Annotated in this window: 14 protein-coding genes; 12 read left to right on the top strand and 2 right to left on the bottom strand. The window is 50.3% G+C overall.

The annotated features are described in order from the left end of the window. Positions 1-293 precede the first annotated feature (293 nt). Complete coding sequence (locus DESTI_RS16390) at positions 294-1,385, top strand: SDR family oxidoreductase (RefSeq protein ID WP_014811085.1); 1,092 nt, start codon at positions 294-296, stop codon at positions 1,383-1,385. Positions 1,386-1,677: 292 nt separating this feature from the next. Here DESTI_RS16390 and selD read toward each other — a convergent pair whose 3' ends face one another. Further along, positions 1,678-2,727, bottom strand: a complete 1,050-nt coding sequence (gene selD / locus DESTI_RS16385; protein ID WP_085930235.1) for a selenide, water dikinase SelD — start codon at positions 2,725-2,727, stop codon at positions 1,678-1,680. A 214-nt stretch (positions 2,728-2,941) separates the two neighbouring features. Continuing rightward, on the bottom strand, positions 2,942-3,802 hold the full coding sequence (locus DESTI_RS16380) for a L,D-transpeptidase (protein WP_014811083.1): 861 nt from the start codon (positions 3,800-3,802) through the stop codon (positions 2,942-2,944). A 454-nt stretch (positions 3,803-4,256) separates the two neighbouring features. Between DESTI_RS16380 and iorA the strand changes: the two genes are divergently transcribed. The 11 genes from iorA to DESTI_RS16330 all read left to right on the top strand — a co-directional run bounded on the left by iorA (position 4,257) and on the right by DESTI_RS16330 (position 14,880). Next, a complete protein-coding gene (iorA, locus tag DESTI_RS16375; protein ID WP_014811081.1) occupies positions 4,257-6,038 on the top strand; it encodes an indolepyruvate ferredoxin oxidoreductase subunit alpha in 1,782 nt (593 codons plus the stop codon). Beyond that, a complete protein-coding gene (locus DESTI_RS16370; RefSeq protein WP_014811080.1) occupies positions 6,035-6,625 on the top strand; it encodes an indolepyruvate oxidoreductase subunit beta in 591 nt (196 codons plus the stop codon). The genes iorA and DESTI_RS16370 overlap by 4 nt, the downstream gene beginning before the upstream one ends. A gap of 517 nt (positions 6,626-7,142) precedes the next feature. Further along, positions 7,143-7,763 carry a DJ-1/PfpI family protein gene (locus DESTI_RS16365; RefSeq protein WP_041287248.1) on the top strand — a complete coding sequence of 207 codons (621 nt, stop codon included), beginning with the start codon at positions 7,143-7,145 and terminating at the stop codon, positions 7,761-7,763. 48 nt (positions 7,764-7,811) lie between these two features. Continuing rightward, a complete protein-coding gene (locus DESTI_RS30800; protein WP_014811078.1) occupies positions 7,812-7,982 on the top strand; it encodes a hypothetical protein in 171 nt (56 codons plus the stop codon). A 342-nt stretch (positions 7,983-8,324) separates the two neighbouring features. Continuing rightward, positions 8,325-9,791 (top strand): protein-disulfide reductase DsbD family protein, encoded by a 1,467-nt coding sequence (locus DESTI_RS16360; protein WP_014811077.1) that lies wholly within the window; start codon positions 8,325-8,327, stop codon positions 9,789-9,791. A 75-nt stretch (positions 9,792-9,866) separates the two neighbouring features. Continuing rightward, positions 9,867-10,589 (top strand): TVP38/TMEM64 family protein, encoded by a 723-nt coding sequence (locus DESTI_RS16355; RefSeq protein WP_014811076.1) that lies wholly within the window; start codon positions 9,867-9,869, stop codon positions 10,587-10,589. Positions 10,590-10,844: 255 nt separating this feature from the next. Beyond that, positions 10,845-11,066, top strand: coding sequence for an addiction module protein (locus DESTI_RS16350; protein WP_014811075.1), 222 nt, complete (start codon positions 10,845-10,847; stop codon positions 11,064-11,066). Continuing rightward, positions 11,063-11,491 (top strand): type II toxin-antitoxin system RelE/ParE family toxin, encoded by a 429-nt coding sequence (locus tag DESTI_RS16345; protein ID WP_014811074.1) that lies wholly within the window; start codon positions 11,063-11,065, stop codon positions 11,489-11,491. The genes DESTI_RS16350 and DESTI_RS16345 overlap by 4 nt, the downstream gene beginning before the upstream one ends. A 96-nt stretch (positions 11,492-11,587) precedes the next feature. Further along, positions 11,588-11,926 carry a helix-turn-helix domain-containing protein gene (locus DESTI_RS31085; protein ID WP_014811073.1) on the top strand — a complete coding sequence of 113 codons (339 nt, stop codon included), beginning with the start codon at positions 11,588-11,590 and terminating at the stop codon, positions 11,924-11,926. Between the two features lie 175 nt (positions 11,927-12,101). Continuing rightward, positions 12,102-12,515, top strand: a complete 414-nt coding sequence (locus tag DESTI_RS16335) for a MarR family winged helix-turn-helix transcriptional regulator (RefSeq protein WP_014811071.1) — start codon at positions 12,102-12,104, stop codon at positions 12,513-12,515. 127 nt (positions 12,516-12,642) lie between these two features. Then, complete coding sequence (locus DESTI_RS16330) at positions 12,643-14,880, top strand: molybdopterin-containing oxidoreductase family protein (RefSeq protein WP_014811070.1); 2,238 nt, start codon at positions 12,643-12,645, stop codon at positions 14,878-14,880. Positions 14,881-15,054 lie beyond the last annotated feature (174 nt).

The raw sequence follows: 15,054 nt of genomic DNA, 5'->3' as shown, positions 1-15,054 counted from the left end.
TATCCATTCAGTTATGCGTGGGAAAAATCCCCCCATTCCCCCCTTTATAAAAGGGGGCTAAAGCAGTCACGTGCCAATCCCCCCTTAATAAAGGGGGGGTAGGGGGGATTTTGAAAGTCAGTGGTATCATGATTCCCAGAAGAAGATCTCCTCTGCCCCGCGTAACTGAACGGCTACTCCGGCGGCTCTTTTGCGCTTGCATAAAGGTTTGGTATCCGCTAGACTAATTCGATTGCCTGGAGGCTTACGATACCAGGCACTTCTCATTATTCTACAAGAATTCGGAGCATTGAATGAGCGGATCCATGAAAGTTCTCCTCACAGGAGCAACAGGTTTCCTGGGAGAGTATCTTTTGGCAGAACTCCTGGAGAGAGGGCATTCAGTGTGGGCCCTATATCGCAGCGAATCCCGGAAATTAGACACAATCAGGTTCTTGAGCAGCCTCAATTTGCCGAGAAGCTCGGAAAGTCTGCGCTGGTTCAAAGGCGAAATACTGGACGCCTCAGACAAATGGGAGGACTGGTGCAGAGAGTGTGAAGGTCTGGAAGATGTGGACAATCTTCTCCATAGTGCTGCATCCACACGGCTTCACATGGATGAAACCGGGGAACCTCTGAGAACCAACCTCGGTAGTGCTCGGGTTCTGAGGAAACTCGTCGAGCGCAAACCGATGAACGTCCATCTGATTAGTACTGCTTACGTGTGTGGATTTATTAATGGTTTGAGCATGGCGGAAGTGAATCATCCCAGAGGTGATTTCGTCAATGTGTATGAAGAAAGCAAATGGGAGTCGGAACAACTGTGGATGGGAGATGCCACGCTTCTCAGACCGGCAATCATAGTCGGGCATTCGGAAACCGGGCGATGCACCTCATTTACCGGCTGGTACATTTTGTTCCAGGCGGTGCATCTTCTCGACCGGCTCATGGGAGAGGATGCGGGCTACAATCGGAGAGACCTGAACATAAACATTCCGGCTGACGCCGCGGGGACAACGAACATAATTCCTGTGGATTACGTAGCCAAGTCTGCTGTTCGACTGATCGAGAATCCCGAAAATCACAGGAAGATTTTCCACCTGACCCATCCGGCTCCTCCCACTCATGAATGGACCCTCGATCTGATTTGCCGCAGGTTCAATCTCGGAGGATTCCGTTTTGCCGGTGCCGGAGCACCCTTCACGCAGCCGAGAAACAGGGTGGAGCGCATGGTCTGGCGTCAGATGCAGACGATTCTCTTTCATTTTTCCAATAATCCGGTGTTCGAGCGTACCAACATCGATCGTGCGCTTCCGGATCTGCCAGTCCCACCTGCGGATGAAGCTCTGATTAATCGTCTCTTGAATTATGCGATCGAACGAGACTGGGGGCAGTCAGGACACTAGTCCGAAGGTGATATTATACTGATTCGCTTTTCTTTTTATAATCCGGGAGGCTGCAGGTATCCTTCGCTTCGGGCGACGCAGAGCCGTCTAATCACTTCGCTCAGGACACCCCCAGCCTTCGCTATCTTATTTGTATAACTGCGAAATCGTATTACTCGGTCCTCCACAGGTACCGAGGCATGGTAGTATCACCCCGAAACCATTCCTTGAACTCCCCGTCAACTAAGCTCTGATTCCGTATTCCCCGTTTTGACTTCAGTTTAAAGAATTGTATTGGAATAAGGTTGGATCATTACTCCCAGTAAAATTCCACATGTCCCAGTGTATCGGATCGCTCAACCGCGCCGATTTCTGCCGCGACATTCACTCCTTCTGCTAACAGAGCCGCGACAAATTCTGCAACTTTCTCTTCCGGAATAGCCATCACGAGTCCGCCCGACGTTTGAGGATCGAAGAGGAGATCTGCAATGTCCGTTGGTATGGCTGGATCCAGCGTTGTCCATTCTGCGAAAAACGTACGATTTCCGTAAGCTCCCGCTGGAACCAATCCCATAGATGCCGCGTCCCGTGCACCCTCCAGAAGAGGAACGTTCTTGGCTCGTATGCGGAGCCGCGCCTGACCAGCTCTTGCCATTTCGACGAGATGTCCGACGAGCCCGAATCCGGTAATGTCGGTACAACCCTTAACGCCGAATCGAACTGCCACCTCGGAAGCAATTTTGTTGATGGTGCACATGGAATTCACCATTGCCTCGATGGATGAAGGTGTGGCCAGTTTCGCCTTGAGCGCGGTAGCTATTACTCCCGTTCCCAGAGCTTTGGTAAGGATTAGCCGATCGCCCGGTTGTATGCCGCCGTTCGTCATGATTTTTTCAGGATGAATAAGACCGGTAACCGAAAGACCGTACTTCGGTTCGTCGTCTTCCACACTATGACCGCCCACGAGAGCCACCCCGGCTTCGCGAAGTATTTGGAGTCCCCCCTCGAGGATTTGTCTGAGCGTATCCAAGCTGAGTCTCTTTATGGGAAAACAGACCACGTTCATTGCAGTGATGGGACGTCCTCCCATCGCGTAAATGTCACTCAGGGAGTTTGCCGCGGAAACCATGCCGAAAATTTTGGGGTCGTCAACAATAGGGGTAAAAAAATCAAGTGTCTGGACAATAGCGGTATCATCGCTCAATTTGTACACACCAGCATCCTCAGATCCGGAAAACCCTACCAGGACATTCGGATCGTGCGGCACTTCCAGTCCACAGAGCGCTTTGTCCAGGTCCCCTGGACCGATTTTTGACGCTCAACCGGACGATTTTGAAAGGGCTGTGAGTGCTATATTGTCCATATATTCCGCCATGTCGTACAAGGCTATGGAAAAACCAGCGCCGTCGCTTTTCTTCCGAGAACTCGTTCAGCTCGGTCTTTCCCGTGAATCGGTTATACCGATCTATCTAAACGGTTACACCTTTGATGCGGCCATGTCAACAGTGAGTCCGGAAGGGATGATATCGAGGGAGAGGAGCGAGGAGACCCGGATCGAGTCTCCTCAAAAAAGTCTTCTATTTGATGAGATTGAGCCTCACAGGGGCGTTCAATATCACGTACGTGCCATTCTCCGATTCGCGGCGCTCTGCTGTTCCTACGACATCTTTGATGATGGATGCAACCTGCTTGGCATCCTTGGGAAGCATACGGACGCATCCGTGTGATTGATTGTGACCGATACTCCGTGGAGCATTGGTTCCATGAAAACGGTAACCATAGTCATCGAATTTCATGAAATCTTCAATCAAATCTTCCGGGTCGTTTATTCTCTTGCGGCTTACAGGCCGTTTTTTCAGAAGAGGCGCCATAGTGCCGCCATAGACCGTTTTACTCGGAGAATCGCCTGCAGCCCAGGCCCGATCTTTCGGAGGAATCCACCAGGGGTTGTCATCGTAAATATGGGTGACGAAATAGGTGCCGACCGGAGTAGGAAATTCCGGCGATCCAAGTCCTATTCTGCATTCGTACAGAATTTCGGGTTTGCCTGGCTGTGATACACTGAACAGCTTGAAGGTATGTTCGGAATGGCTCACTTCAATGGCCACGAATTTGAACTTGGTCTCCGCCGGTTCCGATGTCATGTTCCCCACTGAAGCTATGTCGGATGTATTCAGGAGGGAGTTCATCTGCCTGCGATCCACAAGGGTCGGATTCGATGCAATTCGGGCATCACGTGCCTTGTCTCCTGCATCGGATGTTGCAGAGGTCAAGGGTAATCCGCGAAAAAGCAGTTCCCCTACAGTGCCGGAGAGAGTGCCTTCGTATATGGCTTCATCACCCTGGCCGCGATAATCGTTTTCAGCAGATAACGCGTTGAGTGAAAGCGAACACGTTACCAACAATCCCACACCCAACATAATGAAAATACGAAACATGATGCTCCACGTTCCTATGGTTAAAAATAATTGTGTATATTTAGCATTTTACACTGCAAAAATCAAGACCAAAATCGATACTTGCGTACCGGCAATCATACATTAGCATTTTCTTAATTGTAAGGATTTCAACCTCAAGCGGCAATGGTGAAGCTGAGTGTTTCAGCACAATGAACTGGTCAGAGTGAATTCGGCAGAATTTCTACAACTCAACCCCTCAAAATTCAAAGATAAAGAGCGAAAGATGGCAAGACGAATGCGGGTATCGTTTTCACATTTCACTGAAATCTTGACAGAACTCGAATCGGAGTTTAGGATAGCTGCATGTCTTTTCCCCATGCGGGCGTCCTCAGAATCTCTATAACATGACGAAATTACAACTAAACTCAATGCAAATCACCCAAGAGGGTTATTTTGCCGGCATTTGCCGGACGACAATGAAAGGTGAGCAGCCGTGAAACAGCTACTATCAGGAAACGAAGGCATTGCACGAGGGGCCTACGAGTACGGCGTCCGATTGGCCTCGGCTTATCCGGGTACTCCCAGTACGGAAATTATGGAGTACGTTGGAGAGAGATACCCTGAAATCAAGGCCGGGTGGGCTCCAAATGAGAAGGTGGCTTTGGAGGTTGCGGCAGGGGCCGCATATGGAGGCGCCAGGGCAATGGCATGCATGAAGCATGTCGGGCTCAATGTGGCTGCAGATCCGTTTATGACCCTCTCTTATACCGGCGTAAACGGAGGACTTGTGATCGTGGTCTGTGACGATCCGGAAATGCATTCTTCACAGAACGAACAGGATACCCGCAATTTCGCGAAGTTCGGGAAAGTACCGTGTCTCGAGCCTTCAGACAGTCAGGAAGCAAAGGACCTCGTGGGTGAGGCTCTCAAGATAAGCGAAATGTTCGATACTCCAGTCATACTCCGGAGTTCCACTCGCGTATCTCACTCCATGTCTCTCGTCGAAACGCAGGACAGAGCGGAAGGCCCCAGGGAACTCGGTCTTAAAAAGGATCCTATGAAGTTCGTCATGCTTCCCGCGATGGCGAGAAAGCGACATCCGATTGTAGAGCAGAGGCAAAAAGATGTAGCTTCGTTTGCGGACACTTTTTCCTATAATCGCATCATCATGAACGACGATTCATTGGGAATCATTGCTGCCGGTATTGCGTTTCAGTATGCCCGGGAAGCTTTGCCGAATGCCTCTTTCCTGAAGCTCGGGATGTCCTGGCCTCTACCCGAGAAGCTGATCCGTGAGTTCGCATCCAAGGTGAAGAGACTGGTAGTCATAGAGGAACTCGATCCTATTATCGAAGATGCCGTGAAACTCATGGGGATAAAGGTCGAGGGAAAAGAGTTGACAGGACTCTGTGGCGAACTTTCTCCGGAGAAGGTAGAAATTGCGCTCATGGGATCGTCCAAGGCCAAAAGCATCGGTTCCATCGACATTGAACTGCCGCTTCGACCTCCGAATATGTGTCCCGGATGTCCGCACAGAGCCACATTTACCGCTCTCAAAAAGAACAAAGTCTACGTGGCCGGTGATATTGGCTGTTACACACTTGGCGCATTACCACCTGTAGGGATGCTTGACAACTGTTTGTGCATGGGAGCAGGAATCGGAATTGCTGCAGGGTTGGATCGATCCCTGGGAGAATTGGCAAAGGGAAAAGCCGTAGCAGTCATCGGAGATTCAACATTCTTTCATTCCGGTATGACGCCGCTCCTGGAGCTCGCGTACAATGGCGGTTCCACTACGGTTGTCATCTTGGACAACAGGACAACTGCTATGACCGGAGCCCAGCCGAATCCGGGAACAGGATTTACGTTGCGGGCGGACCCGACGATTAGCGCAGATATCGAAAAGCTTGCCGAGGCATTCGGGTTTAAGCGAATCCGCACGGTAAGTCCTTATAATGTGAAAGAAACTGAGGACACAATTCGCGAGGAATTGCAGACTGATGAACCGTCTCTTATCATCGCTCGGGCTCCCTGTGCACTTCTCAAAACAGATCGGATATTACCGGACAAGCCGCTTCGCATAAAAGCGGACGTATGTAAAGGCTGTAAGAGCTGCATTAACACCGGCTGCCCGGCCCTGGAATTCGTGAAAATCGAGGAACCTGCAGAAGGCGACAAACGTAAGGGATATTCCCGCATTAACGATGCGCTTTGTGTGGGATGTCGGACCTGTCAGGAAGTCTGTAAATTTGATGCGATCGAGGAGGCGTCATGAGCGACAATAATCGAGTATACAACGTGCTCATAGTCGGGGTCGGCGGTCAGGGGATCATCCTTGCGAGTGACGTCCTCGGACGAGTTGCAGCGGCCTATGGTTACGATGTGAAGAAGAACGAGATCCACGGCATGGCTCAGCGAGGCGGCTCTGTTTCGAGTCACGTGCGGTTCGGAAAAACGGTGAGTTCGCCAATCATAAGAGTCGGAGAAGCCGACGTTCTTTTGTCTTTCGAGCAACTGGAAACCGTGCGGTATTTTCCGTTCCTCTCCGAGAAAGGCAAAGTGATTCTCAACGACCAGAAGATCCTGCCGCCTGCAGTTTTTACGGGTAAACAGGAATATCCGTCGGACGTGATCCAGAAAATCAAAGCAAAAGTGCCTGATATGGTCGTGGTCGACGGGATCTCGGTAGCCGAGAGACTCGGCAATCCTAGAGTGGTGAATGTGATCTTCCTCGGGGTCCTGTCGAAATATCTGGATATTCCGGTGGAAGTCTACGAAAAAGTGCTCAGAGAATCGCTTAAGCCGAAACTTGTGGACATAAACCTCAAAGCATTCCATGAAGGCCGTTCCCTGGCTTCATAGATTTCTACACTGTTGGGGGAGGCAGGTTTTCGCCTCCCCACTCAAAACACCTCTTTCGCATTACACGCCTCTTCCTTCTCTAGCATTTCCCTCGGTCTCGCATCACATTCATAGCAAATGACAGAATTTTTGTCCGATTGCGAAAAGCGTTTCTCAAAAATTGGTGGGTGCCGGCCTCCGTGCCGACACATTTTTTAAAACAAATCAATTAGTTCGGTTCGGCAGGGACCGGCCCCTACCGTTCCTTACAAAGGGTAGGGTGTTCAAAAGGTCAGAAATTATGTCAACTGCTATGCTATGTTTGCTTGACTGTCACTGTCGTTCGTGTTTTCCGTAATGAAAGAGATACTAATGCCTTTGCGTCACAAATGGTGCAATATTGACTTCGGACCCCACCGTGAGACAGTAGGAGGCGTCCTCCATGCCGCCCATTTGGGCGTATCAAAACGATTTCAGTGACGTCTCGGACCATAGAGAAAACGAAACACAACGCTATGGATTTCCAGTGAGGACACTTATGACACAAAAACAGGTCGGCATAGTTTTATTTGACGATGTAGAAGTTCTGGATTTTTGCGGTCCCTTCGAGGTGCTGAGCGCCACCCGCCTGAATGAGGAAAAGCGGAGGGAAGAACCGTCTCCTTTCAGGGTATTGCTTGTCGCTGAGAAAGCCGGACCCGTGATTACCACGGGAGGAATGAAAGTCATCCCGGACTATACATTCGAGAGTTGTCCGAAGCTGGATATTCTTGTGGTTCCGGGAGGGTGGGGCACGCGTAAAGAGATCGGTAATTCTGTCATGCTCGACTGGTTGCGTGCTCGAGCAACTGAAGTGGAAATGCTGACCTCGGTTTGCACGGGATCGATGCTCCTGGGATTTGCGGGTCTGTTGGAAGGCCATAAGGCCACGACTCACTGGAAGTCTTTGGACTGGATGAGGGATTCATTTCCGGGCGTTACCGTCTCGTACGATGAACACGTGGTTGAGGACGGTTCCTTGTTCACTTCTGCCGGCATTTCCGCAGGGATCGATATGGCTCTCAAGCTTGTGACCCGATGTTATGGAGAAGCTGTTGCCCGTGCTACGGCCAGGCACATGGAATATCCATATCCCGTCGACAATGCTCGAAGAGTCTGAAGGCTGCTCAAATGAGCGTGACAAGAGAATATGTCAGGAGTGAATTTGATGAATGATCAAGATTTCAATCGATTGCTGGAAGGCGTGAAACAGGGGGCCGAATACCTGAAAGGTCTCCGAAAACCTTCTCGTATACGTGAAATAACTGTTCGAGTTCCTGACGTGAAGAACATTCGTGAGAAAATAAAACAATCGCAAGCTGAATTTGCAACCTACTAAAGTCCTATTCAGCACGGTGTTTCGTCTCCTCGACGCCGATTCGCTCGAAGTACAGAGACATATTGTCCTGAAAGTAAGGACAGGGCATCTGCGTTCTTGAGCACATCCGATCTCTCGTCTCCACCGGTTTCGTGATCACCTTTTTCGAATCCTTACAGATTTGCAGAACCATTCTGACGAGATGATTACATTCCGATTATACGAGCTTGCATAATGCTGCTCGAAGACGTTCGATCTTGAGTCTCCTGAGTCGTTTTTTACAGTGCTCAGAGCGAAGGAACAAAACAGAATGCTTAATTTGTTGATAACGAGGGATCGCGTCAGAGAAGGAGGTGCTGAGCCATGTGGATACGAAAACCGCTGCTTCGGTTTCTTGCTATTGTGCTGATAGGCGGCACCGTAAGCTTTCTTCCGTTGATATTCACATCCTCTACATTCGCAACATCCGCATGGCACAATGGTATAACTGAGGCAGACCACGCAGGTAAACGATTTGCTCATGTTGACAGTCCCATGCCTCCTGCCGAACTCGATCTCCGATCGTCCGTGACAATTGTTGCAGCAGACGAGACGGCAAAAAATGCCAAACCCAAGGGCTCGGCACGCCCATACGGGTTGACTGTTCTCTGGGCATTGCTGGCGGTCTTTGTCGGAGGCATGGCGCTCAATCTTACTCCATGCGTTTATCCGTTAATCCCTGTTACCATTGCCTTCTTTGGAGGGAGAACAGAGCAGGGCCGCGGGAAATTGGCAATTCACGCTGCACTGTACATCATCGGCTTATCCATAACAAACTCGCTTTTGGGGGTCATAGCAGCTCTCACCGGGAACATTTTAGGGAGCGCTCTTCAGAATCCCTTTGTTCTCTCGGCTGTGGCAGTCATTTTGTTGGCTTTTGCCGCAAGCCTCTTCGGATTATGGGAATTTCAGCTCCCGGAGAGACTGAGAAACTCAGCATCCAAATCGTACGCGGGATATTTCGGTTCGTTTTTCATGGGATTAACTCTTGGAGTAGTGGCGGCGCCATGTCTAGGACCTTTCGTCGTCGGCCTGCTCACCTGGGTTGCTGCCATGGGAAGCCCTTGGATGGGATTTCTGGTTTTCTTCGTGCTGAGCCTTGGATTGGGGGTGCCCCTTTTCGTGCTGGCTATGTTCTCCGGGGCCTTGGAGAAATTGCCCGGTTCAGGAGCATGGATGCTTTGGGTTCGAAAATTAATGGGGTGGGTTCTTATCGCTATGGCCGTGTATTTCGTAAGACCCCTCTTCCCTGAATGGATCGCCGACATTACTCTGGCTGCGGTGGTCATTGCGGCAGGAGTGTATCTCGGATGGATAGATCGAACCGAAGCCGGATTCAGGCAATTCGAATTTGTAAAAAAGACTGTCGGAGTAGTATGTGTAGGGGCAGCGATCTATTTCGTAAGTACGTCGTTTACAACGCGGCCCGGGATCGTATGGCAGCCGTACTCGGCAACATTGATAGAACAGGCACAAAAATCGAACAAGCCGGTCATGGTCGATTTTTCGGCTGCGTGGTGCGGCCCGTGTAAGCAACTCAAGAAAGTAACGTTTACCGATCCTGCAGTGGTGAGACAGGCGCAGAATTTCATGACCCTGGAAGTGGATCTTACTTCTGCTGAGGATTTATCCATTCGGAAACTCGCAAAGGATTTTTCCATCAAGGGCGTGCCGACGGTGGTATTCTTTGATAAGGAGGGTCGAGAACGCGCAGACTTGCGGCTTGAGGGCTTTGTTCCGCCGAAGAAATTCTTGGCAACAATGGAACAGGTCACCGGATCGGGTTCATAGATGTCCGTACTGTTGAGGAAGAACATTGTTCATGCACGAACGCCAGGGTAATGTCGTAAAGGACCGGGTTTTCCAATGAGATTGAAATCGATTCTTGTGTTGTTACTGGTTGGACTTGTTGCGGGAATTATCATCTGGGGAGTTTCTCTGCCTTCAGTGAGGCAGCACATGTTGACTGTCTTGCAGTGGATTCAGGAGCTTGGCCCGTGGGGGCCGTTTTTCGTCACATTATTCTATATTGCGGCCTGTGTCTTTTTACTGCCGGGATCGGTTCTCACCCTTGCAGCAGGATTCCTGTTCGGAGTTCCCATCGGTTTCTTGAGCGCATGGCTGGGTGCAACTCTTGGAGCCTGTGCAGCCTTCCTGGTGGGGCGGACCTTCGGCCGTGCCTGGATTGCAGCGAAAGTAGCCGGAAATCCGAAGTTTGCCGCCGTAGATGAGGCGGTCGGTCGGGAAGGATTCAAGATCGTGTTTCTCCTTCGGCTCAGTCCCGTATTTCCTTTCAACATCCTTAACTACGCACTCGGTCTCACGAAAGTATCATTCCGCAACTATGCTTTGGCCTCTTTCCTGGGCATGATCCCGGGCGGTCTGATGTATGTCTATTTCGGGTCCGCTGCCAGATCCCTGGCTGAGGTGGCTTCCGGAAGCGTCGAAGCGGGCCGCACCGGGCAGGTGTATTACTGGGTGGGGCTGGTCGCGACCATAGTCGTCGTCACCTTCATAACACGCGTTGCAAGAAAGAGCCTCAAAGAAGCGCAGCAGGAGACGGCCGGCGAACAGCCGGAGCAAGCTTGAGGTGGCGACGAGTTCATAGGTCGACTTGAGAAGCTGATCGCCCGAAGCCTCGGAAGAAAAAGTCAGGAGAAAAAGGGGCAGGCGAATTGAACTAAGTGTGGTGTGCCGGAATCTCGCGGAATCCCATTCGGTAAATGGTTGAAGCGTGATCAGTGGTCTGATACTTGACCTTTCAGTCGGAATCATGAATAAAAGACTGAGGAATCGTTCCTGTCGTAACACGAAATCCATTAGTTTGTTGAGAGGAAGAACGCAATGCGGCTCACTGATATTCCCGAAATTGCCGGGCTCAGTACACCGGAAAAGATCCTCTTGGTAGAAGATCTGTGGGATAGTATAGCTGGTGACGAATCTAGCCTGGTCGTTCCTCAAAGCCATAAAGATGAACTGGAGAGAAGGCTCGATTCCTATGAATCGGGTCCGGGAAACCTTCTCTCTTTAGAAGAACTTCAAACCCGCGTAGAGAAAAGGAAATGAGGTATGTCCTCCGTTTTCTTCCGGACGTAGAAGAAGATGTTGTTACCGCATACAGATGGTATGAAGACAAAGCTCCCGGCCTCGGTGAAGAGTTCCTGCGAATGCTCTACGTTTGTCTGGAAGGAATCAGGCGGAATCCACTGAGTTCATCCAAAGTCTATCGCGAAATTCAACGGATAGATGGTGGAGCTAGACTCAAGCTAATTGACCGGATGAAGAAACTGGAGATAGGTGGACCTCTCGTCTGGCAGGATTATCCTGACCACTTTGAATCTCTTGGAGATGGACTTTTTCAAATAAGAATATATTACCGAGACATTTGGTACCGGCTCATCTACTTTTTGAGGAGGAAAAAGCTGTTGTCTGTCATGGTTTCATCAAGAAGACAAACAAAACTCCTTCCAAGGAACGTCAGATCGCCCTAGAGAGAATGAAAGATCATCAAAAGCGCTTCAAGAAAAAAGACACCAAAGATGCCAAGAAAAAGAAAGAAGGACAGCGCAAAAAGAGGAAACGAGACAATGCCAATAACACTAGACGACTCTGTCGCAGAATTCATAGAAAAAGATCCTGAATTCCTGTCAAAACTGGACGAGGTACATGATCGATTAGAGACAGGACATCGAATATTTCTACTCCGAGAAAAACTTAAAATGTCCAGAAAGCGATTCGGGGAAGTCTTGGGTCTTTCTGAAAAGGATGTCTTGAAACTCGAATATGGAGATTTCACTGATCCTCCACGTGATGTCTACAGAAACGTGTACATCAAGATAAATCAATGGTTAGGATTCATGAGAGAACATGGATCTAAATCGCCTGTGTTTGAGGATAGTGCTATGTCCTGTAAGACCGCTTCATAGATTGAGAGAGGTCTGTCTGAGACCTCGCCATATGCTAATCTTCAAATTCTCTTTTTCTCCATCAACTATACCCATCATAATTGCTCCAGCGAATAACTGAAGCTTTACCATAAGAAAAGAAATTCTCCTTGACAACCTAACAGGTCTCAAATATCTTGTATACAAGAGGATTGTGATGGTTCAATATTCTGACTGCATTGTGTTCCTGTTGGCGAAAGCCTACCAGAAGGCACACGGAACCCTGAAAAAATGTATGGCCGATTACGGGTTGACGCCCATTCAAGTGCTGGTCATCGCTGCACTGAGAGAAGAGGAGGGAATATCTTCCGGAGAACTCGGCAAGAAGCTCGTGCTTGACAGCGCTACGCTGTCGGGCGTGCTGGAGAGATTGGCGGAAAAAGGATGGATAGTCAAGCAGACAGATGAAGTGGATCGCCGCTCTTTGAGACTCTATTTGAGTGACATGACCAAAGAGCTCGAAGAGCAGATGGGGGAACGGCAACAAAGATCCAATGAAGAAGTTCTAAAGAATCTCTCTACTGAAGAGAAGGTGCTTCTCAAAAGACTGCTCAAAGATCTTGAGGGTTGAAATTTTTTTGACAGATTGTCTTGTATGCAAACTAGTTGTTCGGATGTACGAGCCGGACCTTGCTCCGGAATCGCCGCATCAACCAGGAACCGTATGGCAGAGGGACAAATCGTAGAAAGGATTTGAAATGGGATCATGGCAAAAAACTACGTGCGTATGTTGTGCCCAGAATTGCGGCCTTGAGGTAGAGATCCAGGACAATCGCATCGTCAAGGTCAAACCCGACAAAGATAATCCTCGAAGTGAAGGATACGTCTGCAGAAAAGGACTGCAGGTAGCGCACTACCAGCATCACGCGGATCGACTCAAACACCCTCTCAAGAAGGTTGGGGCAGGTTTTGAGGAAATCTCCTGGGATCAGGCCATAGATGAGATTGCCTTTAAACTTAAAAGTGTTGTCGACCAACATGGATCAAGAGCTTTAGCATACATGGGAGGAGGAGGTCAGGCCTGTCATTTTGAAGCAGCATTCGGCGTGCGACTACTTCGGGGCCTGGGCTCCAGGTATCACTACAACGCTTTGGGCCAGGAGTTGACCGGCATCTTCTGGGGAATCGGGCGCACTCTCGGTCGCCAGTATCAGTTCATGATTCCTGACGATCACCATACCGACATGCTCGTAGCCATAGGCTGGAACGGATGGATGAGCCATCAGATTCCTCAGGCTCGGCGGCATTTGAAGAGGATTTCCGAAGATCCGGACAAGCTGCTTGTAGTTATCGACCCGCGTAAGTCTGAAACCGCTGAACGTGCCGATATACACCTGGCGCTGAGACCCGGGACCGACGCATTAATGACTCGTGCAATGATCTCGATAATCCTCGAAGAAGGTTGGCACAATGCGGATTACATAGCGAAGCATGTAGCAGGTTTCGATGAGATTCGTCCGTGGTTTGAAGGATTCGATGCGAAAGCCGCCCTGAAAGTGTGCGAGCTGGACTTCGAGGAGGTTCGGGAATTCTGCAGACTCTTCGCAACCAGAAAGTCGTCGCTTCACCCTGATCTCGGCGTGTACATGAATCGCCACAGTACGTTGGTCACTTACCTGCAGATCCTTCTCTTGGCCATATGTGGGAGAATCGGGGTGCCTGGAGGAAACGTGCTTCCCGGCTCCCTCATGCCTTTGGGAGCCCACTCGGATGAACGCGATCCCAAAACGTGGCGGACCGTGGAGACAGGCTTTCCGGCAATCATGGGAGTGTTCCCGCCCAACGTAATGCCTGAAGAGATACTGAGCGACAAAGCAGAGCGCCTGAGAGCTGTAATTGTCAGCGGATCGAACCCGTTGAGATCGTACGCGGATACGACCGCCTATGAGAATGCTTTCAAGGAGCTTGATCTGCTCGTTACCATCGAAGTGGCAATGACCGAGACAGCGGTGCTATCCCACTATGTGCTTCCTGCACGATCGGCGTATGAAAAGTGGGATGCAGCGTTCTTTTCCTGGAATTACCCCGAGATATTCTTCCAGATGCGCAGACCGGTGGTTGAGCCCCGTGGAGCGCAACTTGAGGAAAGCGAGATATTCGTACGATTGGCAGACAAATTGGGTCTTCTCCCGGACATTCCCGAATCGTTATATGAAGCTGCCGGGAAAGACCGGCTCCAATTCGGCATGGCACTCATGCAATACGCCGCTTCGGAACCGAAGGCGCAGAAAGTCTTACCTTTTATCCTCGCAAAGACCCTGGGCAAGGAAATGGGCTCAATGAACCTGGCCGCACTCTGGGGACTGCTCCAGACAGCTCCGAAGTCCTTCCGTGAACAAGCGACTCGAGCTGGGTTCAATCCCGGGATGACAATGGGCGAAGAGATCTTCAAGGCAATTCTTGACCATCCTGAGGGATTGTGGATCGGAAAATGCGATGTCGACAACGGACTTGAGGCTGTCCGCACCGAGCACGGAAAAATCGAACTGTACGTCCCTGAGATGGCTGATTGGGTTCAGAGTATAGATCCTCAAACCGAGGAAAAGGCTCTCCAGCCGCTCCCTGATTACCCCTTCATATTGGTAGGCGGACGACATTTCGACCACAACGCGAACACTATCATGCGAGATCCCGCATGGAATGAAGGGAAGCAGGTGTGTACCCTCCTGATTCATCCGTCGGATGCCGAGAAGATCGGAGTTCGAGATGGAGACATGGTTCGAGTAACCACTCAAGCAGGCTATGAAGAGATCGCTGCTGAAGTAACCGATAAAGCAAGAGCCGGCCAGGTGGTCATGCCACATGGCTTTGGACTTGTCTTTAACGGTCAAACATACGGGGCAAACGTGAACCGGCTCGCCCACAGAGCCCATAGGGATAGACTGGCTGCAACACCGCTCCACAAATATATCGCCTGCAGAGTGGAAAAGATCTGAATTGGAGATTGGGAGAACATCGGTTGAAGGCTCAGAAAGAGGAGCGATCGTGTCCGAGCAAAATGTGTATGAAAGTCGATCGGAAGACTTCGCACCCGGTGCTGTTCGGTCTTCCTGATTCCGAGTTGCTGATGCCTCTGGTGGAACTCCGCTTCTCGCAGGAAGAGGGCGGAG

The organism is Desulfomonile tiedjei DSM 6799 (assembly GCF_000266945.1).
Classification (GTDB): Bacteria; Desulfobacterota; Desulfomonilia; order Desulfomonilales; family Desulfomonilaceae; genus Desulfomonile; species Desulfomonile tiedjei.
This window is presented reverse-complemented; position numbering and strand designations above follow the sequence as displayed.

Excerpts from the sequence above, each read along its gene's own strand:
- DESTI_RS31085 (WP_014811073.1), top strand. The coding sequence starts at position 11,588 with ATGCCAATAACACTAGACGACTCTGTCGCAGAATTCATAGAAAAAGAT.
- DESTI_RS16350 (WP_014811075.1), top strand. The coding sequence starts at position 10,845 with ATGCGGCTCACTGATATTCCCGAAATTGCCGGGCTCAGTACACCGGAA.
- DESTI_RS16360 (WP_014811077.1), top strand. The coding sequence starts at position 8,325 with ATGTGGATACGAAAACCGCTGCTTCGGTTTCTTGCTATTGTGCTGATA.
- DESTI_RS16335 (WP_014811071.1), top strand. The coding sequence starts at position 12,102 with ATGGTTCAATATTCTGACTGCATTGTGTTCCTGTTGGCGAAAGCCTAC.
- DESTI_RS16370 (WP_014811080.1), top strand. The coding sequence starts at position 6,035 with ATGAGCGACAATAATCGAGTATACAACGTGCTCATAGTCGGGGTCGGC.
- DESTI_RS30800 (WP_014811078.1), top strand. The coding sequence starts at position 7,812 with ATGAATGATCAAGATTTCAATCGATTGCTGGAAGGCGTGAAACAGGGG.
- DESTI_RS16355 (WP_014811076.1), top strand. The coding sequence starts at position 9,867 with ATGAGATTGAAATCGATTCTTGTGTTGTTACTGGTTGGACTTGTTGCG.
- DESTI_RS16365 (WP_041287248.1), top strand. The coding sequence starts at position 7,143 with ATGACACAAAAACAGGTCGGCATAGTTTTATTTGACGATGTAGAAGTT.
- DESTI_RS16390 (WP_014811085.1), top strand. The coding sequence starts at position 294 with ATGAGCGGATCCATGAAAGTTCTCCTCACAGGAGCAACAGGTTTCCTG.
- DESTI_RS16330 (WP_014811070.1), top strand. The coding sequence starts at position 12,643 with ATGGGATCATGGCAAAAAACTACGTGCGTATGTTGTGCCCAGAATTGC.
- DESTI_RS16345 (WP_014811074.1), top strand. The coding sequence starts at position 11,063 with ATGAGGTATGTCCTCCGTTTTCTTCCGGACGTAGAAGAAGATGTTGTT.
- DESTI_RS16380 (WP_014811083.1), bottom strand. The coding sequence starts at position 3,802 with ATGTTTCGTATTTTCATTATGTTGGGTGTGGGATTGTTGGTAACGTGT.